This is a genomic window from Mitsuaria sp. BK041 (genome assembly GCF_014193085.1).
Taxonomy (GTDB): Bacteria; Pseudomonadota; Gammaproteobacteria; order Burkholderiales; family Burkholderiaceae_C; genus Roseateles.
In genome coordinates this window covers 2,109,332-2,131,713 of sequence record NZ_JACHYT010000001.1, presented here as the reverse complement: position 1 = coordinate 2,131,713, position 22,382 = coordinate 2,109,332, and the positions used below count along the sequence as shown (strand labels likewise).

The following is a 22,382-nucleotide window of genomic DNA, read 5'->3' as shown; positions in this document are numbered from 1 at the left end:
GGACAACAGCGCGACGCCGCCAGCGACGGCCAGGTGACGAAGGGACATGGAGATCTCCAGAGGGAGGCTCGCGGGATCGAGCCCTGCGTGGTACGGGCAACCCCCGTTCCACGCGCCAAGGCACGGAGAAGCGCTCAGCGCTTCTCCCCGGGCGCCGCCGGCAACGGCACCTCGACCCATCGATTCAACCAATCGACGATGCGCCCATGCCCGTCGAGCCGATGGGACGGTCGGCCCTGGCCCAGCGTGTGGTGGTCGCCGCCGGGATAGAGGACCATCTCGCTCGGCGTGCCGGAGCGCTTGAGCTTCACGAACATCTCCTCCGACTGGCATTTCGGACAACGCTCGTCGTCCTTGCCCTGCAGGAACAGCGTCGGCGTGCGGCCGCGGCCGATGTGCGCCATCGGCGAGAGCTCGATCATCAGCTCGCGGTTGGCGTCCGGCTTGCCTTCCATCGAGAACGGATCGGCGTAGTAGCCGCTGTCGGAGGTGCCGTAGTGCGTCTCCAGGTTGCCCACCGGCGCGCTGACCACCGAGGCGCGGAAGTCCTCGCAGTTGCCGGTGGCATACGCGCTGAAGTAGCCGCCGTAGGACGAGCCGGCGATCGCGACCCGTTCGTCCACCAGGCCCTCGCGCCGGAGCGCGGCGATCGCGGCGCGGTATTGCGGCAGGTCGAGCTTGCCCCAGCACTTGCGCAGCCGCTCGCTGAACCGGCGGCCGTAGCTGGCCGACCCCACCGCGTTGAGCGCCAGGATGGCCCAGCCCTGGCTGGCCAGCACCTGCCAGTACGGTGCCGTCGGGAACTGCAGCGCCACGTAGCTGGCCGGCCCGCCATGCACGTCGACCAGCAGCCGGCACGGTGAGGCGTCGCCCTCGCGCCGCAGCAGCCAGCCCTCGATCGACTCGGTGCCGCCCTCGCCGTCCGGCACCTCGAAGCGGCGACGCTCGAGCTTGAGCGCAGGCCGCTGGCGCCACCAGCCGTTGAAGTCGCTGATGCGTCGCGCCTGGCCGCCGTCCAGGTCGCAGCGGTGGGCTTCGATCGGATGGTCCATGCCTTCCTCGACATAGGCGATCACCTCGCCCACCGCCATCGCGCTCACCTGCCCTGCGGGCGGCTCGACCAGCGGGGTGACTTCGCCGCTGTCCACCTGGATGGACACGATGCGCTGGACGCCGCGCCAGGCCTGCACCGCGCGCAGCCGGCGGCCATCGGCGTCCCAGAACAGCGCGTTGCTGAAGAGCTCGACATCCTCGTCGGCCACTCGACGCGTTGTGCCAGTGGCCACGTCCACCGCCCACAGCCGCATGATCGCGTCGCCGCCGTTCTCGGCGCCCATGAAGGCGATCGTCGATCCGTCGGGGGAGAACGCCGGCCACGAGGCGGTGGCCACCGTGGTGGTGAGCCGCCGCGCCTCGGGAAACGGCTGCGCGGGACCGTCGAGGTCCAGCATCCAGACATCGGTGCAGTGGCTCTCGCGTTCGTCCTCGCGTCCCCGGGTGTAGGCCAGACGCCGGCCGTCGCGCGACCAGGCGAGATGCCCCACGTCGTAATCGCCTCGGGTGAGCGGCGTCGCCGCCTGCGACTCGATGTCCAGCAGCACGACCTGCAGCCGGGCGCCCAGCACATAACCGGAACCGTCCATCTTGTAGGGCAGGCGCCAGACCACTTCCGGCGCCGTCGCGGAGGCGATCGGCCGCTGCAGGTCGACCTCCCGCGTGCCGTCGACGCGCTGGTCCGGATCGACATTGACCGCGCAGACCAGCGCGAGCTGCCGGCCGTCCGGCCGCCACGCCAGGTCGACCACCGTGCCGGCGAAACGCGTGATCTGGCGCGCCTCGCCGCCGTCCGCGGGCATCAGGTACACCTGCTTCGGCCCGCCATGCCGGTCGCTGAGGAAAGCGATGCGATCGCCGCCGGGAGACCAGTGCGGTCGCGTGTTCTTGCCCGGCACGAAGGTCAGCCGGTTCGATGGTCCACCGTCCAGGGGCAGCAGCCACAGGTGGGTCTGGTACTCATCGTCCGCGCGTTGGACCGACTTCAGCGCGCACACCGCTCGCTGGCCGCCTGGGTGCAGGTCGAGCGACTCGATGCGCTGCTCGTTGCAGAGGTCGTCCACGGTGAAGGCGCTCGGGGCTTCGGCCATCTGAGTTCCCTTTCACTGAAAGAGGAAAGGGGCCGACCCCTGCGGGCCGGCCCCCACGCTGGCAGGTGCTCAACGCTCGTCGCGTTGCTGGCCGCCCTCGTCGCGCTGCTGGCCGCCTTGCTGGCGCTGCTGCTCGGCACGGTTCTGCGAGCCGTCCTCGCGCTGCTGGCCTTGCTGGCCTTGTTGGCGCTGCTGCTCCTGGCCTTGGGAGGTCTGGCCTTGCTGGCCCTGGTTCTGGCCCTGCTGGCGCTGCTGCTCGCGGTTCTGGTCCTGCTGTCCTTGCTGGCCTTGCTGACCTTGGTTCTGCTGGTTCTGCTCGCGCTGCGAGCCGGAACCGCCTTGCTGGCCTTGGGTCGACTGACCTTGGTCGGATTGCTGAGTCATGGTGGTGTCTCCGTCAATGGGTCATTGGCACATGCCAACGACCTCTTCATTGCAAAGCCCATGCCATCGAGGTTTGCGGGGCGGCAGGCGGTTGTGGACGACCGGCAGGTGAACCAGTCAGTCGTGGAGAAGCGAGCCTGGGCGCGGCCTGCTAGAGAGAACACGCGCGCGCGCCTCGCAGCGCGCGAACCGGCGCAAGTCCTGACCCCGAAACACTTGCCTGGACAAGTGTGTGAGTTCTGCCGCATGCCCTTCCGAACGTCGGAAACGCATCGACGCAATTTGCCTGTCGGCTGCGAATCCCGATGCCATCGGCGATCTCCGTCCATGGCCGTCGCGTCGTAGCGGGCGAGACCCTCATCGCAGCGCTGGATCGGCCCTTGCCAGATCGCCTTGTCGCCATGCACGCCGGCCCCGCTTGAGGGCTGCGTGGTGCGGCGCTTCAAGTTGCCCTCATCCCCGCCTACCGCAAGGAGATTCCATGTTCGCCCACAACAAACGCCTCCAGTACACCGTCCGCGTCCGCGAATGCAATCCGGCGCTGGCCAACCTGATGCTCGAGCAGTTCGGCGGCCCGCAAGGCGAGCTCGCCGCCGCCTGTCGTTACTTCACCCAGGCGCTGGCCGAGGACGACCCGGGCCGCAAGGACATGCTGCTCGACATCGCCACCGAGGAGCTCAGCCACCTCGAGGTCATCGGCACCATCGTTGCGATGCTCAACAAGGGCGCCAAGGGCCAGTTGGCCGAAGCGACCGATTCCGAAGCGGAGCTCTTCCGCTCGCTGCAAGGCGCCGGCAACGACTCGCATGTGACGCAGGTGCTGTACGGCGGCGGACCGGCGCTGACCAACTCCGGCGGCCAGCTCTGGAACGCCGGCTACATCGACAGCATCGGCGAGCCGACCGCCGACCTGCGCTCCAACATCGCCGCCGAAGCGCGCGCCAAGATCGTCTACGAACGCCTGATCGCGGTGACCGACGACCCCGGCGTGAAGGAGGCGCTCGGCTTCCTGATGACCCGCGAGATCGCCCACCAGCGCTCGTTCGAGAAGGCGCTGTATTCGATCAGCCCCAACTTCCCGCCGGGCAAGCTGCCGGGCAAGCCGGAGTTCGCCTCGGTCTACTACAACATGTCGCAGGGCGAAGGCGACATGCGGGGCCCGTGGAACGACAACAAGCTGTTCCTGTACGAGTCGGACCGCGAGCGCCAGTGCGCGGTCGACGGCGGCGACGGCCAGGCCTCGGTGGCCCTGACGCCGGACGAGGAACGCGACTGCGAGGCCATGCGCACCCGCACCGCGTCCGATCCGCTGAGCGAGCCCGTCACCGGCGTGGAGCTGGGCAGCGGGCCGACCCCGGTGGATGCGTCGAATGCGGCGATGGACAAGCCGCAGCCCTGAGGTGGCTTGGCGGCGGTGCGCGGCGTTCTCGCCGCGCTCGAACCGCGGCCCCGGTGGTCAGTGCGGGCCGACGAGGTCCATCACCGCCGCGGCGAAGACGGCGGGGCACTCCTGCGGGAAGTTGTGGCCGACGCCATCCACCCGCTCATGTCGCACGAGCCGGGCGAAATGGCGCGCATGCGAGCGCGTGTCGGGCTCGACGGCGACGCCGTCCGCCAAGCCGTCGAGGAGGATGGTCGGGACCTGGATCACCGGTCGGGTCAGGAGCTTCTCCTCCAGTTCGAGGAAGCGCGCATCGCCCGTGACCAGGCCATAGCGGTGGCGATAGGAATGCACGACCACCTCGACGAAATCGGGGTTGTCGAAGGCCGCCGCCGAGCGAAGGAAGTCGGTCTCGGTGAACGGCCAGCGCGGCGACCACATCTGCCACAGCAGCTTCGCCATGGCCAGCCGGTGCTGCTCCAGGCCGCGCCGGCCGCGCTCGCCATGCAGGTAGAACTGGTACCAGTAGCGCGCCTCGTTGACCGGCTCGTCCGGCGCCATCGCGTCCGGCGGATGCAGCAGGTTGTAGCCGTTGCAGGACACCAGCCCGGCGCAGCGCTCCGGCCACGCCGCCGCGACCACGCAGGCGGCCCGTCCGCCCCAGTCGTAACCCGCCAGCACCGCGGACTCGATCCGCAGCGCCTCCATCAGCGCCCGCAGGTCGGCACCGAGCACCGCCTGCTCGCCGGACCGCAGGGTGTCCGCATCGAGGAAACGCGTCGAGCCGTAGCCGCGCAGGAAGGGCACCAGCACGCGGCAGCCGCGCTCGACCAGGCGATCGATGACCGCCTCGTAGGCATGGATGTCATACGGAAAGCCGTGCAGCAGCACGACCGCCGGCCCGTCGCGCGGACCCTCGTCCCACAGGCCGACGCTCAGGTCGCCGGCGTCGACTTGACGGACCGTCCTCATCGGCTGTCTCCAGAGGTCTACGACTGTCTCGCGGCGGCGTGCTCGCGCCCCGCGCTCAGAGCGGCATCCGCCGCGTCGACTCGTCCTCTTCTTCCTCTTTCAGCGGGACGGGTCCGAAGTTCACCGCGGTCTCGTCCGTTCAACCGCCTCGCCAGTCCACGAAGTGATTTACGCCCGTTTGATCGCAGGCGCTCCGCGCCCGGGTTGGCACTCGATGCCAGGAAAGCAAGAGTTCGGCAAACGACGAGGGGGCTCGCCGCAGTACCGCATCCTTCTGCTGGCCTTGGGTCGGCAGAAGCGTCGCCGCTCAAACCTCAAACCCGAGTCTGCCCTCGGATTAACCCGCGCTGGTTGTTCCCCGGTTCGGCCAACTAAAGCTTCGATAAGCTTCATGACGGTGGCCCTGAATTGCTTCGCTCTGACCACCGCCTATCGCTCAGTTGGCGGCCGGAGCGTCGCGTACGCCAATGCCCACGCTTTAGCAGACTCGGTTATCTGCTGCGACGACGTCAACATCGGCACTGCGAGACGACAAATCAGACCCTCGAGGGCGTAGGCAAGTTTGACAAGTGAGCCCGTGGAACCGCGGAGCGCGGGCGCATGCAAGGGAGGCAGTAACCGCCCCTAAGCGCACAACACTTTAGGTCAAAAGGGACAAAGATCCATTTTTGGGGAGGACTGAATAGTGAAATCTGCCAAAACGATGCGCGATCAGCTCTTCGCTGTCCGCCAAAAGTTTCGACCGGCGGCCAAGAAGAGCATCGTGCTACCCAACGAATTAACCTTCAACAGAGCTGGCACCAAACATTTTGATCAGGTTCTAAACACATTAAACTGGAATCTGCACAACATTCCAATTGAGATCGATTTCTCAAAATGTCAGAGTGCCAATTATCAGGCAATGGCACTCTTAATTCTCTACTGCTGGAAGCTGAAACAACAGAATTGCGCAATTTCCTTTAAAACCGAACATGCGGGCAATCAAAATGGCAGTCGAGTATGGGAGTTAATGGGCGCATACGGCCTGTTTGCAGTAAGCACAGATCCGAAGGCAAACTTCAAAAGCAACAAACACAAGCCGCTATTCGCAATCAGAAATTCGGAAGATTTCAAGACTGCGCTGAACGGGGCCGATGAATTCACATCAAAATTTGGAGTGGAGTATCAGAAGACCTTGCGCTATGTTCTATCAGAACTACTATATAACGTACTCGAACACGGAAAATCGGACTTCTTCTGGAAGGGCCATAGATTCCCAACACCAAGCCTTCTGCAGTACACGTGGTACGAAAAGGTCAACGAACTTCATTTCATCATTGGCGATATAGGCATAGGTGTCAAAAGACATCTCGAGCAGACGTATTCGGGGCTAGCAAGCGACGAAGACGCTCTACGCCTCGCAATTCAGCCTGAAATATCAGGCACGTTTGGCCGGCAGGATCCTTACTCCAACAGAAATAACGCGGGGATGGGACTTTTTCTATCGTCCAACATTGTTCGTCGATTAAGGGCAGACATGTACATTGTGTCCGGCAGCGGCGTTATCCACGTATCGCCAACAGACACAACCAGCAAAACCCTTGAAACCTCATGGCCTGGCACATTTGCGCTCATTACGGTAAGGCTGGACCGAGGCACCGAATTTGCGCTCGATTCGATGATGAATGAATTCAGAGAGCAAGCGAGATCAGAAGTGAAGGCAAGAACCAGCGCGAACGAAGAAAATAGACATTTCCTCAGCATGTACAACTATTTCGGTCGAAACGCAGATGACAAACAAGCTGCCATCTCCTATCGAGACAGGCATCTATTACCTGCAGTAGCAAATGGAAAATCGATAGTCATCGACTTCAACGACGTTACGACTTCGACTCATAGTTTTCTCAACGCATTACTAGCGTCGCCAATTCGCAGAATGGGCTTACAGGCTTTCAAGAAGATCAGAATCGTCAACGCAACTAGCGAGATCAGAGAGACAATAGACTATGTGCTTGACGACAATACTGGAGACGGCGCCGATGAGTCCAAATATGAAGATCCATGAACAACGCCGAATAGATGGTCTCTCGTAGCCAGTCTAGCCACTCAGAATCCCAATCCTTTGATTGCCATACTCGTGGCAATGCCGGCGACGGCCCAAGGACCAGAGCCTGAAAATTCCCTCTGATGCTCCAGGGGGGAGATCGACCAAGGCTTATCGCATCATTCAAAGGGCAACTGCGAAGTCTCAAACAATGCAGATGGGCAACCGCAGTGGGCGCTCCCGCGCGCTCAGAGCGGCATCCGCCGCGTCGACTCGTCCTCTTCTTCCTCTTCCAGCGGGACGGGTCCGGAGTCCACCGCGGTCTCGTCCGTGGCCGTGCCGGCCGCGTCCGCCGGGGCCTCGGCGGCCACCGCCAGGGCCGGCTCGCCGACCCACAGCGCGATGGCGCTGAAGTTGTCCTGGTCCGGCAAGCCGCGCTCCTCGATCACCGCGCGCATCGACGCCAGCCAGTCGTCCGGCGAGGCGGCCGCGCGCAGCGTGTCGTGGATCAGCGTGTCGCCCGCGCTGCCCCACCAGCCGTCGCTGCACAGCAGGAAGACGTCGCCATCCTGCAGCGGCTGCGGCGAGGTCGTGTGGGGATGCAGTTCGTCCTCGATGCCCAGCGCGGCCACCAGGTGGTTCTTGTGCGGGTGATCCTCGGCCTGCTCCGGCGTCAGCAGCCCGGCCTCGATCAGCATCTGCACCACGCTGTCGTCCTGCGTGATCGTGTCGATCTGGCCGTCGCGGATGCGGTACAGGCGGGAGTCGCCCACATGCGTCCACAGCGCGAAGTTGCGCTGCGCATCCACGCACAGCGCCACCACCGTCGTGTGCATGCGGTCGCGGCCGGTACCCTCGACGCCGCGACGCACGTCGTCGTGCGCGGCCAGCACCGCGCCAGTCAGCAGCTCCGGCCGCCAGGGCAGCGTGGCGTCGCCCAGGCTGGTCTGCATCCGGTGGACGGCGCGACGCGCGGCCTCCGCGCCATTGCGGTGGCCGCCGGCGCCGTCGGCCAGCACGGCATACCAGCCGGGGCCGTTCTCGTGCGCCACGATGGCGTCTTCATTGTTGGCGCGCGCGCCTTGTTCGCTGCAGGCGGCGACCCGGATCTTGAGCATGGTGTGAACGACGTGTAGGACGATCGGCGGGGCTCAGGCCCCGCTCTGCTGTGGTTGTGCGTGCGGCGCGACCGGCGCCGGGCCCCGGCCGTGCTGGCTCAGGCGCTCGAGCTGGTCTTCGTAGGCCTCCAGGAAAGCCTTGCCGAACAGGGTGTGGAAGTCCTCCTGCGCCTCGTCGCGGATGGATTCGAAATGCTGCAGGTAGAGCTCCCAGAGCTTGGCCTTGCGGTTCATCGCCAGCACGCTGTCCAGCACCGAGCGGCTGGTCAGCTTGGCCTCCAGCGCCGAGGGCTGGAAGCGCGTCAGCACGCCCTCCAGCGCCGCGCGGGTGCCGGCCATGGTGCCGATGGTGTGGCCGACCAGGTCGCGCATCGCGTCCTGCATCGCCGCCGGACCGGGCAGGAAGCCGCGCACCGGCGGCTGCAGCAGCTGCTCGAGCGCCGACTGCGCGTCGGGCGAGAACTTCAGCGGGTTGTTGTCGCGCGAGCGGATCACCGTGACCTGCGCGCGCAGCTCGTGCTTCGTGGCCGCGCGCACCGCCATCATGCGCAGCGCGCCGTCGACGGAGGCATTCAGCAGCTGGCCGATGACGCGCATCAGGTCGGCGTTCAGGCCTTGCGGCGGCGCGGCCATGCGCACGCCCGCGCCTTCGCAGAAGGCCTGCCAGAGCGCGGCGGTATCGGCGGGCTGACCGGGCGCGGCGGTCGCCGACGCCGCCGGTTGCGGCCGGGCGAAGGTCGGCGGCGGCGCCACGGCCGGCGGCGGCGGCATCACCGGGGGCGGCGTCACTGGAGGCGGCATGACCGCGGCGGGCGGCATGACCGGCGGCGGCATCACGGCCACCGGCGGAACTGGCGGAGGCAGCGGCGCCGGCGCCGGGCCGCGGACCTCCGGCGGACGGAAGGACGAATGCAGCGCCGGCGTGTGGTCCGGCAGCGCGGGCGTCTGCGGCTCGGTGTTGGCGGCCGGCGCCGCGGCGCCGAAAAGCGCCAGCGGATCCGACGGCAGGCCGTCGCGCGCGCCGGTGTCGGCGCGCGGCGCCGCGCCGGCCATGAAGCCGGCCAGTGGGTCCGCGCCCGGGGCCTGCAAGCCGAACAGGTCGTCCAGCGAGCGGTTGTTGTCACCCGGCACCAGGTCGGCGAAGGCTCCGCCGAAGCCCAGGTCGTTCGAGGCCGCCGGCGGCGCGATGGGCGCGGGCGGCGGCGCCAGGTCCAGGCCGCCGAAGGGGTCGAACGCGGCCGGTCCGGCGGCGCTGGTGGTGGATGCCTGGCGCGACGGTGGCGGCGGGGCGAAGGGATCGAAGTCGTCCGGCAGCAGCATCGGTCCGGCCGGCGCGGGCGTCGGGGCGGGCGGCGGGGCCGCGAACGGCGAGAGATGCGGCGCCGGGGCCGGCGTCGCGGCGAACAGGTCGGCCGGCGTCGGCGCGCCGCCGAACAGGTCGGCGAACGGGTTGGAACTGGACAGCGCGGCGGGCGCCGAGGTCGCGCCGCCCAGCGGCGTCGGCGGCGCCGGGATCGGCATGGGCATGGACCCAGGCGCCGGCATGACCGGACGCGCCAGGTCCGGCGCCCGGCGGATCACGGTGGCGCCGCTGTCGTCGCCGGCCTCGTTCTGCACTTCCAGCAGGTAGCCGCCGATGCGGACCTGGTCCAGGTGCCGCAGCGGCACGGCCTGACCCTGGGCGACCGGCTGCCCGGCGACGGTGATCGGATTGGCGCTGCCGACGTTGCGGATCACGAAGCCGCCGGCGTCGGCGCTGATCTCCGCCTGCTGGCGGGAGATGTGGCGCTCCGGGTCGGGCAGCGCCATGGTGTTGTGGTCGGCGCGACCGATGGTTCCCCCGGTGGCGTCGAAGCGCGCGGTGATGGGCTGCGTCAGGGGCAGGTCGTTGAGCGACACCGCGCGCAGGGTGAGGGTCATGATGCTGCCTTTGGGACCTCGAGAGACTGGCATGGGATGTTTGCGTGACAAAGGTCCTGCTTCAATGAACGAAAGTCACCTGCGGGGGGCTTGTCGCTGTTTCATACTCCACCCCGCTCGAATCCCGACGTGATGCCGATGTCGACCACTTTCCGTCCCGACGCCCCGACCGCCTCCCCCTCGATTGCCGCCGCGCTGCGAGGTGGTGTGCCATCCGCCCTGTCGGCCGTCTCGGTGCTGCTGCTGAGCCTGGCCCTGGCGGCCTGCCAGACGCCCGCGCCCGCGCCGCCGCCGCCCGAACCGGTGGTGACGGCGCCGCCTCCGCCGCCCCCGCCGCCGGAGCCGGTCCCGCCGACGCCCGCCGAGCAGGCCCTGGCGCAGAAGACCGCGATGCAGTCGATCGAACTGCTGGAAGCCGGCCAGGAAGACCAGGCCCGCGCCGAGCTGCAGCGCGCGCTGCAGCTGGATCCCGGCAACAAGCTGGCCAACAGCCTCATGAAGCAGATCACCGCCGACCCGGTGGCGCTGCTGGGTCGCGAGTCCTTCGCGTACACGGTGCAGTCCAGCGACACCCTGTCGCGGATCGCCGGCCGCTTCATGGGCGACATCTACGCCTTCTACATCCTGGCCCGCTACAACGACATCCGCGTGCCGCGCCAGGTCGCCGGCGGCCAGGTGCTGCGCATCCCCGGCAAGCCGCCGGCGGGTCCGCTGTATCCGCGCCCCTCGGCGCGCCCCGATCCGAAGGCCGCCGCGCCGGCCGCGCCGCCCGCGACCGTGGCCGCCGCTCCGGCGCCCGCCGCCCCGCCCGCGCCGCCGCCGGTGGCCGAGCTGTCGCCCGGCGAGAAGGCCATGCGTGCCGGTGATGCGCACGAGCGCGCCGGCCGCATGGACAAGGCGCTGGAGGAGTTCCGCCGCGCCGAGGCCGCCGATCATCCCGGCGCCGCCGCCCGCATCGAGGCGCTGCGCAAGAAGCAGATCGCCCGGGCGACGCTGAATGCGCGCACCGCCTTCGCCAAGCAGGACCTGGCCGGCGCGATCCGCGGCTGGGACACGGTGCTGCAGCTCGACCCGGACAACGAGCTGGCCAAGCTGGAACGCCAGAAGGCCGTCACGCTGAAGGCCAAGGCCGACCAGCTGAAGTGACACCGCGCCGCTGCGACGGCGTCGGACACCCCAAGGAAGAGGCGCCGCGTGCGCCTCTTTTGCATGGGCGCTCGCCGGCGGAACTCCCTCGCAGGCGGCCGGTGAGGCGAGAGCTGGATGACTCAATTACTGTATATTCATACAGTTGTTTGTCATTCCCGCGCGCCCCATGGACCTCGACCGCAAGCTCGCCATCCTGGCCGACGCCGCCAAGTACGACGCCTCCTGCGCATCCAGCGGCACCGACCGGCGCGATTCCGTCGGCGGCGCCGGCATCGGCTCGACGGAAGGCATGGGCATCTGCCACAGCTACGCGCCCGACGGCCGCTGCATCTCGCTGCTCAAGATCCTGCTGACCAACCATTGCCAGTACGACTGCCTGTACTGCGTCAACCGGTCGTCGAGCAACGTGGCGCGGGCGCGCTTCAGCGTCGAGGAGGTCGTGCGGCTGACGCTGGACTTCTACCGCCGCAACACCATCGAGGGCCTGTTCCTCAGCAGCGGGATCATCAAGAGCCCCGACCACACCATGGAACAGGTGGTGCGGGTGGCGCAGACGCTGCGCGAGGTGCATGACTTCCGCGGCTACATCCACCTCAAGACCATCCCGGATGCCAGCGACGAACTGCTGCGCCGGGCCGGCCGGTATGCCGACCGGCTCAGCATCAACGTCGAGATGCCCACCGAGGCCGGCCTGAAGCAGCTCGCGCCCGAGAAGGACACGAGCGCGATCCATCGCTCGATGGGCCGGCTGCGGCTGCACATCGACGAGGCCCGTGAGGCGCGGGCGTCAGCGGACGGATCAACCGGCGGGTCGTCGGTCGGGTCCACTGGCGCGACAACGGGCGAGGCGCCGATCCGCGTGATCCCGGGCGCCGCGCCGCGCCCCGCGCGGCCGCCGCGCTTCGCCCCGGCCGGCCAGAGCACGCAGATGATCGTCGGCGCCGACGACAGCGACGACCGCAGCATCCTGCGCAGCAGCGCCGCGCTCTACGGGCGCTTTCGCATGCGGCGCGTCTATTACTCGGCGTTCAGCCCCATTCCCGATGCCGCGCGGGCCCTGCCGCTGAAGGCGCCGCCGCTGGTGCGCGAGCACCGCCTCTACCAGGCCGACTGGCTGATGCGCTTCTACGGCTTCGACCACGAGGAGATCGTCGACGACGGCACCGGGCTGCTGCGGCTGGACGTCGATCCCAAGCACGCCTGGGCGCTCGCGCATCCGGAGCGCTTCCCGGTCGACCTCAACCAGGCGCCGCGAGAGCTGCTGCTGCGGGTGCCCGGCCTGGGCGTCGGGTCGGTCGACCGGCTGATCGCCGCCCGTCGACTGCGCCGGGTGCGGGCCGAGGACCTGCGCCACATGAAGCTGCCGCTGCGCCGGGTGTTGCCTTTCGTCATCGTCGACGGTCATCGTCCTGGCGCGGCACCGCCAGCCCCGACTCGCGCCAGTGGGGCAGCGGACGCGGGCACGGGCACGGGCGTGGTCGGGGGCGTTGTCGCGGGCACTCCCACGCAGCTGGGACTGTTCGGATGATCCGCGTGCGGCTCGATGGACCCGTCGACTTCGACGGCTTCCGCCTCGCCGCCCGGCGCCTGGTGCTGGACGGCGTGGCGCCGGAGACCGTCGAGTGGACCACCGGCGAGGACGACGGCGACCTCTGGTCGACAGTGGGGGACGTCGATGCGACCGACGCGAACGAGCGCGTCGCGAGCGCCGCGTTCACGGTGCCGGCCTCGTTCCTGTCGCTGTGCCGGTCCGCCCTGCTGCATCGCGAGCCGCGGCGCTTCGAGCTCCTGCACCGCCTGCTGTCGCGCCTGAGGACCGATCCCGCGTGCTGGCATGACCGTTTCGACGAGGACCGCCGCCACGCGGAGCGGCTCGCCCGCGAGGTGCGGCACGAGATCCACAAGACCCATGCCTTCGTGCGCTTCGTCCCGGTCGAGGACACCGACGGCGAACGCCTGGTCGCCTGGTTCGAGCCCGAGCACCATGTGCTCGAGGCCGCCTCGCCCTTCTTCGCGCGGCGCTTCGCCAACCTGCGCTGGACCATCCTGTCGCCGCGCGTCTCGATGCACTGGGACGGCGTCCGGCTGTGCGCCGGCCCGGGGGCGCGGCGGGAGACGGCGCCACCGCCGGACGCTGGCGCGGCGCTGTGGCTGACCTACTACCGCAGCATCTTCAATCCGGCGCGCCTGAAGCTGGCCATGATGACCCGCGAGATGCCGCGCCGTTACTGGGCCAACCTGCCGGAGGCCGCGCTGATCGAGCCGCTGGTCGCGCAGGCTGACGACCGCGTGCGCGACATGCTGGACGCCGGACCGACCGCGCCCAGGCGCATTCGCCCGATCGTGCTGCCACCGCGTGGCTCGACGACGTAACGGCCGTCACTCCGATGAGCGGCCGCGCCGACGCCAGGCGCCGCTAACATCCGCGCCGCCATCCCTTCTCGGCGGCCTGGGGCCGCCACTCCGCATGACCCAGACCACGCCGCGCAACTTCGCCATCGACTGCCTGCGTGGCGTGGCCATCCTGCTGGTGGTGGTCCACCACCTGGCCCTGCCCTTCCGCCTGCCGCTGGCGCCCAGCCTGGCCGGTGCCTGGCTGCCCAAGCGCCTGATCGACGCGATCAGCTTCAACGGCTACGAGGCGGTGTTCATCTTCTTCGTGATCTCGGGCTTCCTGATCACGACCCGCCTGCTGGCGCGCGATGGCGACCTGCGCCGGGTCGACCTGCGCGCCTTCTACCGCGCGCGCGCCACGCGCATCCTGCCGCTGCTGCTGGTGATGCTGGCGTTGCTGTCGACCCTGGCGCTGCTGGGCGTGCCTGGTTTCGCACCGGGCGAGCGGCAGTCGCTGGCCGGCCTGCTGGGCTCGGCGCTGAGCTTCACCTTCAACTGGTATGAAGGCCGCACCGGCTGGGCGCCGGCGGCCTGGGACGTGCTGTGGTCGCTGTCGATCGAGGAGGTCTTCTACGTCGGCTTCCCGCTGCTGTGCCTGGCGCTGCCCCGGCCGCTGCTGGTGGCGGCGCTGGTGGCGCTGGCGCTCGCCCTGGTGCCGCTGAGGGCGCTGGTCCCGCCAAGCGACGAGGTGTGGTGGGAGAAGGCCTACCTGCCCGGCATGTCGGCGATCGCCTGGGGCGTGCTGGCGGCGCTGCTCGCGCGGCGCTGGCGGCCAGGCGCGCGCGAGGCCCGCCTGCTGGCGGTGCTCGGCGGCGTCGGCCTGCTGCTGGTGATCGGCTGGGGCGAGCTCGTCCACCGCCATCTCTTCAAGGGCGGCATGTACGTCCTGTGCGTCGGCACCGCCGCGCTGCTGGTCGCCGCGGTCGCTCACCCGCCGGCGCCACGCCGTGGCGGACGCTGGCTCGCCCGTCTGGGCGAGCTCAGCTACGAGCTCTACCTGAGCCACATGCTGGTCGTGCTCGGCACGGTGGCGCTGTATCGCGCCGTGATGGGCGCGTCGCAGGCCTGGACCTTCGCGGTCTACGCGCCGGCGGTGGTGGCCTGCGTGCTGCTGGCGGGGGTGCTGGAAAGGACCGTCTCCGGTCCCCTGCTCCGCCGCTGGCGCAGCAGCAGGAGCAGGCCGCCGAGCGTCAGCATCGCCCAGGTCGCCGGCTCCGGTGCCGGAACCGCCGACGGCGCGGCGGACCGGGCGTGATCTGAGCCGGACGCCGAGGACCCTGGCAGGCGCATCGTCCTTGTCCCGCACTCCGGGGGCGCGGCGGGCCGTCGACGGAAAAACGAATGACGCCGGCGCGCCGGGCGGATAAGAACGCCGTTTGCCCTGACCGGCGTCATGCCGACCCACTTCAAGGAGCCTCCATGGAAGTCCAGCAACTGCACCGCGGACGCCTGATCGACCACCTGCAGCTCGTCGTGCGCGACCTGGCCGCGAGCCGCCACTTCTACGAGGCGGTCCTGCCGCCGCTGGGCGTGCCGATCGGCGGATCGGGCGACGACTATTTCTGGGCCGACGAGCTGTTCGTGTCGACCGCGAGCAGCGATGCGGCGCAGGGCCAGCTGACCGGGCGGCATCACCTGGCCTTCCAGGCCCGGGACCGCGCGGCGGTCGACGCCTTCCACAAGACCGCGCTGGCCAACGGCGGCACCGACAACGGCGCGCCCGGCGAGCGGCCCTATCACCCGGGCTACTACGCGGCCTTCGTGCTGGACCCGGACGGCAACAACATCGAGGCCGTGTTCCACGGCGAGGCGCAGCGCAGCGCGCCCTCGGTCACGGTGACGTTCTAGGCGTCGGGGCGCGGGCAACCATCTGCGGCGGCCTTCGGCGGCGGCCGTCGGCCAACGCCGATGCCCGCGACTAGCGCTTGTCGACCTTGTTCTTCGCCGCCGCGGCCGGTCCCGCCGCGGCGGGGGCCTTGGCGGCCGACTCGTCGATGAGCTGGCGCATCAGCGCGGTCGCGCGCGCGTTCTTCGGATCCACGCGCAGGCACTTCTGCAGCAGCATCACCGCGCCGGACTTGTCGATGGTCGAGATCTTCTCGGCCTTGCGCACGTAGAGGTCGGCCAGCAGCCGCTTGGCCGAAGGATCGTTGCGGTCCTGCGGCGCGCGGCGCTCGAGCAGCCGGATCGGCTCGTCGAGCTCGCCCTGCGCGGCCAGCATCGCGATGTGCTCGAGTTCGTTGCGGTCCGGCCCGGCCGACGCCGCGGCCGGGGCCGGGTCCTTGCCCGACGCACCCGCCGCCTGCGCCTTGGCGGCCGGCTTGGCCGCCACCGGCGGGCCCGCCTTGCGCAGCGTCAGCCGCGTCGGCTTGCCCAGGTAGCTCTTCTGGTTGCGTTCCTTCTCCAGGCCACGCAGCGCGTCGGCGGCGGCCTCGTTGTCCGGCTGCAGCGCCAGCACGCCCAGGTAGGCCGTGCTTGCGCCGTCCAGGTCGCCGCGCTTTTGCGCCGCCCTGGCTTTCTCGAGCCGCTCGCTCACGCCGCTGTCGATCAGCTGGCGGGTCGCGGCCAGGCTGTCGCGGTAGCCGGCGTTGTCGGGCCGCAGCACGGTCAGCGCTTCCCAGGTCCAGGCGGCCTCGGCCAGCTGGCCGTCCTTCACCTGCTCCTGCGCGCGCGACACCTGCGCCTGCTCGAAGGCCGTGGGGGGCGAGCCGGCCACGCCTTCACCGCCGCGCAGCGCGCCGCTCGGGCCGCTGCTGCAGGCCGCCAGCGCGGCGGCGGCCAGGAGGACTGCGAGCGCGGCCCTCATGGCGTCTGTCCAATGCGGCGGCTGGTCTGCAGCCGGGCCTTGAAGGCCTCGAGGTCGTGGTCGCCGAAGATCATCGTGCGGCGCAGCATCAGCGGCTGCGCGTAGAAGGCGTTGCCGCCCGGGTTGACGGTCACCGCCAGCGTGTACTTCTGACGCGTCAGCGTCTCCAGCACCAGTTCGTTGGCGTCACCGTAGGGATAGGCGTAATGGCGCACCTGGTCCTTGGTGTTGAGCTTCTGCTCGATCAGGTCGCGCGGGCCGGCGGTCTCGCTGTCGAGGTTGCGCTTGTAGCGCTCGTCGTTCTCGCCGGCGGTGCGCTCGATCAGGTTGCGGTGCGACTTCGAATGGGCCTGGATGTCCATCAGCCCCGAGGCCTGCATCTCCGCCAACTGCGGCCAGCTGACCGCGTCGCCGCCGGCGCCGACGAAATCGGTGTAGACGAACATCGTCGCGGGCAGGCCCAGCTTGCGCAGCACCGGGTAGGCGAACTTGTAGACCGACTCGTAGCCGTCGTCGAAGGTGACGACCACCGCCTTGGGCGGCAGCGGCTCCTTGCCCTCGAGGTAGCCGGTCAGCTGCGAGAGCTTGACGACGCGGTAGTCGTTCTTCGCCAGCCATTCCATCTGGGCGGCGAAGCTGGCCGGGGAAACGGCCATCTTGCCGCCGGTCGTGCCCAGGCGGTGGTAGCAGAGGATGGGGACGGTCTGGAAGCTGCCGGCGCGCACGCCCACCGGGTTCATCGGCTTGAGCGGGACGATCAGCGGCTGGCCGGGATCGGCCTTGGTGACGCCGGCGTTGGCCTCGCTGATCTGCCAGTCGCGGTCCTCGCTGCCCAGCAGCCGGGCGGCGATGCCGCGCAGGGATTCGCCGGCGACGGGGACGTAGATCAACAGCCGGTCATTGCGGGCGATGACCTCGCCGTGAGCGGCGGCCGCGGCGGGCGGCGGGGTCGGCGCGGGCTCGTTGAGCGGCGGCGTGCCGGTGGGGGTGGTGACGCAGGCGGTCAGGGCCAGCGCGGCGAGGATAGCGGCGATGGCGGACTGCATCGGCCGCTGGCCCTCACCCCTGCCCTCTCCCGCAAGCGGGAGAGGGGGAAAGAGAGAAGCCGAGCGAAACGCGGACGGTCCGGCACCCTCACCTGCCGGCAAAAGAGTGGGAAAGAGGGAGGCCAAGCGAAACGCGGACGGTCCGGCCCCCTCTCCCGCTGGCGGGAGAGGGTTGGGGTGAGGGCCATTCATCGGGGGGAATCCTTTCACGCTCATCGGGCGACGCTCAGGGCTACTTCGGCGCATCGGCAGCGTCCGGCCCGGCCGGCACCGGCGGCGCGGGCTGGGTCTGTTCGTCGGACGGCGCGGCGGCTTGGCCGTTCACGGGCGCGGCGGCCTGCGCGGCCGCTGCCGCGGCAGGCGTCTCGGCCGCCGGCGCGATCGCGGCACCACGCAGCCCGGAGCGCCGGCCGATCGTCGTCGGCGCCTCCGCCTTGGCGGCCGACGCCGCCAGCGCCTGCTTGTCCTGCAGCGCCTGCGCCATGCGGTCGAAGGCGGCGTAGAGCAGCCCGAACTCGTCCTTGCGCTGCTCGCGGATGCGGAAGTCGACGCGGCCGCGGCCGATCTCGTCCAGCGCCTCCACGACCAGCTTGATCGGCCGCGAGAACCAGTTGGCGACGAAGAACATCGCGATCGCCACCGCCAGCACCGTCGTCACCGCCAGCACCGCCATCAGCGTGCGCGACAGCCGCGCCACGCTCTCCAGCGGGCGCTCCGGCAGGCCCAGCGCGACGCGGCCCACGGTCTTGTCCTGGAAGGTGATCGGCGAGTCGAAGCCCAGCACCGCCGCCCCGCCCGCGGCGTGATACCGCGTGCGCTTGACGCCGCCCTGCTCGCCCAGCAGCTCGCCGGGCGGCGCCTGGTAGGGCTTGCCGACCGCGTCGGGCTGGCTGGACGCGGCCACCACGCCGGCGCGATCGATCACGGTGACGCTCTCGAAGTCGCGCGTCTTCATGATCTCCTGCAGCGACACGTCCACCGACACCCAGTCCTCGCCCAGCGCCGCGGTGGCGTTCTGCGCCGCGATGAAGCGCGACAGCGCGGTGCCGTAGTCGGCCACCTGCTGCATCAGCGCCGCGTTCTGGCGCTGGCTGATGATGGAGCCGCTGACCGCCATCACGATGGCGACGATGCCGGCCATCATCGCGGCCCACTTCACCCGCAGCGGGATCAGCTTGGAGCGGTTCTTGTTGCGCGCTTCCTCGTCGATCTCGTTGAGCACCTTGACCAGCGCATCGGCCAGCTCGGCGCCGGTCTGGAAGCGGTTGTCGGGCGCCTTGGCCAGGCAGCGGTCGACGACCCGGCGCAGCGACGCGGGAATCTCCGGCCGCAGCTTGTTCAGCGGGGTCGGGTCGTCCTTGGCGATCTTGAGCGCCAGGTTGACCACGCTGTCGCCGGTGAACGGGCGCACGCCGGTGAGCATCTGGTACAGCACGATGCCGACCGAGAACAGGTCCGAGCGGCCGTCGATCTTCTCGCCGTTCATCTGCTCGGGCGCCATGTACTGCGGCGTGCCCAGCACGTCGCCGACGCGGGTGCGTTGCTCCCCCTTCGTCGACTCCATGTGGGCGATGCCGAAGTCCATCACCTTGATGTCCAGCGTGCCGCGCACCCGGGCGATGTTGCCCGGCTTGATGTCGCGGTGGACGATGCCGCGCTTGTGCGCGTAGTCCAGCGCGCGGGCCAGCTGGATGGCCATCACCACGGTGTCGCGGATGGCCAGCGGCTGGCCGGGCTCGAGCAGGTCGGCCAGCGGCTCGCCGTCGAGCAGCTCCATCGCCATGTAGGGGCGGCCGTCGACCTCGCCCACGTCGTGGACGGTGACGATGTTGGGATGCGACAGGCCGCCCGAGGCGCGCGCCTCGCGCAGGAAGCGGGCGCGGTACTCGTCGTCCTCGCACAGCGAGGCATGCAGGAACTTGATGGCCACGTCGCGGCCGATGCCCGGGTCGTGGGCCTTGAACACGCTGGCCATGCCGCCGCGGCCGATGCGGTCCAGCACCTGGAAGCGGCCGACCTGGCGCACCGGCGCGTCGGCGCTGGCCTTGGCGGCGGCCAGCGCGCCGCCGGGCAGCGTGCCGGTGGACGGACGCCCCACCGGCGTGGGTTCGGGCGGCAGCGCGCGCATGGCGGCCACCGCCGCGACGGCGTCCGGATCGAGCACGGTCTCGGCGAACTCGGACGCGTGGAACTCGGAATCGCCCGCCTCCTGCGCGGGCGGGACGGCGGGCGCGGCGGGCGTGGCCACCGGCGGCGCGGCGGGCGCCTTGGCGGCCGGGGCTCCGACGGCCGCGAGGCTGGCCGCCGGCGCGATCACCGTCTCGTTGCCGGTCGCGGGGATGGCTTCGACGGGCTTGGGCGCTGGGGTGGGCGCCACGGCGGGCGCCGGCTTGGCCGTGGGAGGCAGCGCCCCGGCGGGCACGATGACGGTTTCGTTGTCGTTCACGGAAATGGCGGCGGCTGGGGTGGCCGGGGCGGCGGGAGGATCGATCGGAGCGGCGGCGGGCGCGCTGGGCAGGGGCGCCGCGGGGGCGGTCGCCACGGGGGACGAAGTGGGCGCCGGGGTCGGTGGCGCGGTCGGTGCCAGCGTGGACGCGGAGGCGGCGGGCTCGACCGACTCGCGCGGCATCAGCAGCGCCGCGGGCGCGATCACGGTGTGGTCGGTGTCGACGGGGATGTCCGCGGGCTTGCGGCCGGCGCGCATCGAGAAGGTGTCGGGGAAGGTCGGGTCGATGAAGCTGATGTCGCGCTCATGCTGGACGGTCTCGGGACCGTCGTCATGGGGCGGCTCGGCGATGGGCGCGGCGCGGTTGGCGGCGGTGTCCGGCGGCATGCGCTCCAGCGACGCGGCACCGGCCGGCAGCGGCGCCGGCACGATGCGGGTCGCGTCAGGATCGAGCGTGGGATCGTCGGCGGGAGCCGCCGGCGCGCTGCCCGGCTTGGCCGAGCGGGGATTACCTTCTGATCGTGACATCGAACGCCTCGCCGCGGCGAGGATCGCCGCCCAGCCCGCATCCTCCGTGTCACGGGGATCGGGGGCAATGAACGAAAGTCACGAGGATGCTGTGGCAGAGCCGCGCAGGCCCTGCAGGTCCTCCAGGCGCCCTACCCGTCGACGTCCACCCGGAGCCAGGCCTGGGGCTCGATGAAACGCTGTAACCAGGCGTTCATGACGTCCTCGTCGGCCAACTGGCCGTACATCGGCGAGCAGTTGGCCAGTAGCGCCGGTTTCAGCGCCTGCGCCACGGTCACCAGCGGCGCCAGGGATTCGTCGGCATGGATGTCGCCGCGCAGCGGGACGGCGCCGGCCGCGAGCAGCGTCGACCCGGTGCCGCGATGCACGAACACCTCGGGTCCCGCCAGCGCCGCCAGGGCCGCCGGATCGAGTCCCTTCTCCACGGCGAAGGCGTCGCCGACCAGGGTGAGCCAGTTGACGCCCGGCAGCCCTTGCAGGGCCTCCCACTGCAAGGCCGGTGTCGGCAGGATCTGGACCGACCAATGGCGGCGCGCCAACGCGATCATGTGGCGCGCGACCATGTACGACGAGCCCTCCACCGCCTCGAAGCACCACCCCGCGGTCCCCCACAGGATCGGCACATGGCGAGTCACCCAGCGAGCGACCTCGACGATCTGACGATTCGAGGCGTCGTCCGGAAAGTCGAAGACCAGGTGGCTGGCCCGCTCCATCCCGAGCGCGGGCGCCAGGTCGGCGATCTTCACCGACAGCCCGCCGCGGCCCTGGCGATCCTCCCCCGCGAACTCGACTTCCACGACCGGATCCATGCCGGCCCGCCGCACCCAGATGCGCCCCGAGCCGCCGGACGGCGGCAGCCGCCACTGCGACTCGGCGCCACGCCGGAAGCGGTTCAGGTGCGCGGCGAACGGCTGCTCCCGCAGCAGTTCCCACAGCGTGTCGGGGTCCAGGTCCTGGCGACCGAGGGAGCCGCGGACGAACACGGCCAGCTTCAGGCGCATCGACACCTGGGCGCTGGCCGGCGCCACTTCCATCAAGGTCTGGAGCGCGGCGTACATGCCTCAATAGGTCCGGCGCTGCCAGGGCGGGTCGTCGCTCGGATCGTGCACGATGAATTGCAGGCCCTCGCCGTCGGGCTCGGTGAAGAACACGCGGTCGCGTCCTTCGAAGGCACCGGCGGTCTGGAAGGTCGACTTGACCACCTTGACCTTGCGGCCCTGCAGCTCGGCCACGCCGTCCCAGATGGCGAACAGCACCCGATCGCCGATCACCGCGATGTCGTTGAGCGGCAGCGGATAACGCCCGAACTCGGTGAAGCCGGCCGCGCCGCCGTGCAGCAGCCGCCCCTCGTCGCCGGCGCTGCAGATCAGCACCGAGCCGTCCGGCAGCAGGCCGATGCCGCCCAGCGACTCGCTCTCGTTCGGGGCGCCGGGCGTGGGCAGTTCGCGCCATTGCGCGCCGTCGAAATGCAGCAGCAGGTCGCGCGTGCCGATGGCGAAGACGCTGTCGCGTCCATGGCCCTTGATGTCGACGATGGTCTGGTCGGCGCTGCCGTCGCCTTCGCGCAGCTGCTTCCAGGCCTTGCCGTTCCAGTGGTAGATGTGGCCGCCGTGGGTGCCGACATGCACGTCGTCATCGGCGGAGCCCCACATCATCGTGACGTTCGGCGGCAGTTGCTCGACGCTGTCCAGCGGCAGGGTCGCGACGGTCCAGGCCGGTCCGCCGTTCTGCGCCCGGTAGTCGGCGTCGTCGGACGGGGCGGCCCAGCCCAGCGGCGCGGTGGTCGCGACGCGGCCGTCGGCGCAGCCCACCCACAGATGCCCCTTCGGGGAGGCCCAGAGCGCGCTCAGGGTCTCGTTGGTCGTCAGGATCTCGTTGGCCTGGTCCTTCTTGCCTTTTTCGGTGATGCGGAACAACCCGCCCACCGGCGCATCGTCCTCGTCGTCCGCGGTCAGGCTCAGGAACACGATGCCCTTGGCCGTCTCGACGATGTGGGTGATTTCCTCTTCCAAGATCAACTCCTGTCAAACATGCGATCCCGCCGCGTGCCATCTGCCGCGCGGCGGGGCCA

At 69.8% G+C, this 22,382-nt stretch carries 17 protein-coding genes and 1 pseudogene; 7 read left to right on the top strand and 11 right to left on the bottom strand.

The window, feature by feature from the left end:
• Positions 1-134: 134 nt before the first annotated feature.
• Positions 135-2,144 (bottom strand): S9 family peptidase, encoded by a 2,010-nt coding sequence (locus FHT38_RS09370; protein ID WP_183491453.1) that lies wholly within the window; start codon positions 2,142-2,144, stop codon positions 135-137.
• A 69-nt stretch (positions 2,145-2,213) separates the two neighbouring features.
• Complete coding sequence (locus FHT38_RS09365; protein WP_183491451.1) at positions 2,214-2,528, bottom strand: hypothetical protein; 315 nt, start codon at positions 2,526-2,528, stop codon at positions 2,214-2,216.
• 481 nt (positions 2,529-3,009) lie between these two features.
• On the opposite strand from FHT38_RS09365, the gene FHT38_RS09360 reads away from it, so the two are divergent.
• Complete coding sequence (locus tag FHT38_RS09360) at positions 3,010-3,927, top strand: manganese catalase family protein (RefSeq protein ID WP_183491449.1); 918 nt, start codon at positions 3,010-3,012, stop codon at positions 3,925-3,927.
• Between the two features lie 57 nt (positions 3,928-3,984).
• Here the strand turns inward: FHT38_RS09360 and FHT38_RS09355 are convergent, their stop codons facing one another.
• Positions 3,985-4,881, bottom strand: coding sequence for an alpha/beta fold hydrolase (locus tag FHT38_RS09355; protein ID WP_183491447.1), 897 nt, complete (start codon positions 4,879-4,881; stop codon positions 3,985-3,987).
• Between the two features lie 685 nt (positions 4,882-5,566).
• On the opposite strand from FHT38_RS09355, the gene FHT38_RS09350 reads away from it, so the two are divergent.
• Entirely contained in the window at positions 5,567-6,925 is a 1,359-nt protein-coding gene (locus tag FHT38_RS09350) for an STAS-like domain-containing protein (protein ID WP_310737363.1), read from the top strand.
• Positions 6,926-7,152: 227 nt separating this feature from the next.
• Here FHT38_RS09350 and FHT38_RS09345 read toward each other — a convergent pair whose 3' ends face one another.
• Both FHT38_RS09345 and tagH read right to left on the bottom strand, forming a co-directional pair.
• Complete coding sequence (locus FHT38_RS09345; protein ID WP_183479345.1) at positions 7,153-8,022, bottom strand: PP2C family serine/threonine-protein phosphatase; 870 nt, start codon at positions 8,020-8,022, stop codon at positions 7,153-7,155.
• A gap of 33 nt (positions 8,023-8,055) precedes the next feature.
• The gene (gene tagH, locus FHT38_RS25610; protein WP_183491445.1) at positions 8,056-9,942 is read right to left on the bottom strand and encodes a type VI secretion system-associated FHA domain protein TagH; all 1,887 of its coding nucleotides are present in this window, start codon (positions 9,940-9,942) and stop codon (positions 8,056-8,058) included.
• Positions 9,943-10,080: 138 nt separating this feature from the next.
• Here tagH and FHT38_RS09335 point away from each other — a divergent pair, with 138 nt between their 5' ends.
• From FHT38_RS09335 to FHT38_RS09320, 4 genes and pseudogenes are all read left to right on the top strand, one after another.
• Positions 10,081-11,088: a LysM domain-containing protein gene (locus tag FHT38_RS09335; RefSeq protein ID WP_183491443.1), complete on the top strand. Its 1,008-nt coding sequence runs from the start codon at positions 10,081-10,083 to the stop codon at positions 11,086-11,088.
• A 169-nt stretch (positions 11,089-11,257) separates the two neighbouring features.
• A complete protein-coding gene (locus FHT38_RS09330) occupies positions 11,258-12,619 on the top strand; it encodes a putative DNA modification/repair radical SAM protein (protein ID WP_183491441.1) in 1,362 nt (453 codons plus the stop codon).
• Entirely contained in the window at positions 12,616-13,464 is an 849-nt protein-coding gene (locus tag FHT38_RS09325) for a TIGR03915 family putative DNA repair protein (RefSeq protein ID WP_183491439.1), read from the top strand. Before FHT38_RS09330 ends, FHT38_RS09325 begins: the two co-directional genes overlap by 4 nt.
• Before the next feature lie 94 nt (positions 13,465-13,558).
• Positions 13,559-14,590, top strand: a pseudogene (locus FHT38_RS09320) (acyltransferase family protein); the annotation flags it as partial.
• Here the strand turns inward: FHT38_RS09320 and FHT38_RS25740 are convergent.
• Complete coding sequence (locus FHT38_RS25740; protein WP_404935726.1) at positions 14,566-14,682, bottom strand: hypothetical protein; 117 nt, start codon at positions 14,680-14,682, stop codon at positions 14,566-14,568. The pseudogene FHT38_RS09320 and the gene FHT38_RS25740 sit on opposite strands and share 25 nt — an antisense overlap.
• A 222-nt stretch (positions 14,683-14,904) precedes the next feature.
• Here FHT38_RS25740 and FHT38_RS09315 point away from each other — a divergent pair, with 222 nt between their 5' ends.
• Complete coding sequence (locus tag FHT38_RS09315; RefSeq protein ID WP_183491436.1) at positions 14,905-15,333, top strand: VOC family protein; 429 nt, start codon at positions 14,905-14,907, stop codon at positions 15,331-15,333.
• Between the two features lie 70 nt (positions 15,334-15,403).
• Here FHT38_RS09315 and FHT38_RS09310 read toward each other — a convergent pair whose 3' ends face one another.
• The 5 genes from FHT38_RS09310 to FHT38_RS09290 form a co-directional block, all read right to left on the bottom strand.
• Positions 15,404-16,291, bottom strand: a complete 888-nt coding sequence (locus FHT38_RS09310; RefSeq protein WP_183491434.1) for a hypothetical protein — start codon at positions 16,289-16,291, stop codon at positions 15,404-15,406.
• Complete coding sequence (locus FHT38_RS09305; RefSeq protein WP_183491432.1) at positions 16,288-17,337, bottom strand: polysaccharide deacetylase family protein; 1,050 nt, start codon at positions 17,335-17,337, stop codon at positions 16,288-16,290. Before FHT38_RS09305 ends, FHT38_RS09310 begins: the two co-directional genes overlap by 4 nt.
• Positions 17,338-17,569: 232 nt before the next feature.
• Positions 17,570-20,311: a protein kinase domain-containing protein gene (locus FHT38_RS09300; protein ID WP_183491430.1), complete on the bottom strand. Its 2,742-nt coding sequence runs from the start codon at positions 20,309-20,311 to the stop codon at positions 17,570-17,572.
• 131 nt (positions 20,312-20,442) lie between these two features.
• On the bottom strand, positions 20,443-21,369 hold the full coding sequence (locus tag FHT38_RS09295; RefSeq protein WP_183491428.1) for a type VI immunity family protein: 927 nt from the start codon (positions 21,367-21,369) through the stop codon (positions 20,443-20,445).
• A gap of 3 nt (positions 21,370-21,372) precedes the next feature.
• The gene (locus FHT38_RS09290; protein ID WP_183491426.1) at positions 21,373-22,323 is read right to left on the bottom strand and encodes a hypothetical protein; all 951 of its coding nucleotides are present in this window, start codon (positions 22,321-22,323) and stop codon (positions 21,373-21,375) included.
• Positions 22,324-22,382: the final 59 nt, after the last annotated feature.

Excerpts from the sequence above, each read along its gene's own strand:
- FHT38_RS09370 (WP_183491453.1), bottom strand. The coding sequence starts at position 2,144 with ATGGCCGAAGCCCCGAGCGCCTTCACCGTGGACGACCTCTGCAACGAG.
- FHT38_RS09365 (WP_183491451.1), bottom strand. The coding sequence starts at position 2,528 with ATGACTCAGCAATCCGACCAAGGTCAGTCGACCCAAGGCCAGCAAGGC.
- FHT38_RS09360 (WP_183491449.1), top strand. The coding sequence starts at position 3,010 with ATGTTCGCCCACAACAAACGCCTCCAGTACACCGTCCGCGTCCGCGAA.
- FHT38_RS09355 (WP_183491447.1), bottom strand. The coding sequence starts at position 4,881 with ATGAGGACGGTCCGTCAAGTCGACGCCGGCGACCTGAGCGTCGGCCTG.
- FHT38_RS09345 (WP_183479345.1), bottom strand. The coding sequence starts at position 8,022 with ATGCTCAAGATCCGGGTCGCCGCCTGCAGCGAACAAGGCGCGCGCGCC.
- tagH (WP_183491445.1), bottom strand. The coding sequence starts at position 9,942 with ATGACCCTCACCCTGCGCGCGGTGTCGCTCAACGACCTGCCCCTGACG.
- FHT38_RS09335 (WP_183491443.1), top strand. The coding sequence starts at position 10,081 with ATGTCGACCACTTTCCGTCCCGACGCCCCGACCGCCTCCCCCTCGATT.
- FHT38_RS09330 (WP_183491441.1), top strand. The coding sequence starts at position 11,258 with ATGGACCTCGACCGCAAGCTCGCCATCCTGGCCGACGCCGCCAAGTAC.
- FHT38_RS09325 (WP_183491439.1), top strand. The coding sequence starts at position 12,616 with ATGATCCGCGTGCGGCTCGATGGACCCGTCGACTTCGACGGCTTCCGC.
- FHT38_RS25740 (WP_404935726.1), bottom strand. The coding sequence starts at position 14,682 with ATGCTGACGCTCGGCGGCCTGCTCCTGCTGCTGCGCCAGCGGCGGAGC.
- FHT38_RS09315 (WP_183491436.1), top strand. The coding sequence starts at position 14,905 with ATGGAAGTCCAGCAACTGCACCGCGGACGCCTGATCGACCACCTGCAG.
- FHT38_RS09310 (WP_183491434.1), bottom strand. The coding sequence starts at position 16,291 with ATGAGGGCCGCGCTCGCAGTCCTCCTGGCCGCCGCCGCGCTGGCGGCC.
- FHT38_RS09305 (WP_183491432.1), bottom strand. The coding sequence starts at position 17,337 with ATGCAGTCCGCCATCGCCGCTATCCTCGCCGCGCTGGCCCTGACCGCC.
- FHT38_RS09300 (WP_183491430.1), bottom strand. The coding sequence starts at position 20,311 with ATGTCACGATCAGAAGGTAATCCCCGCTCGGCCAAGCCGGGCAGCGCG.
- FHT38_RS09295 (WP_183491428.1), bottom strand. The coding sequence starts at position 21,369 with ATGTACGCCGCGCTCCAGACCTTGATGGAAGTGGCGCCGGCCAGCGCC.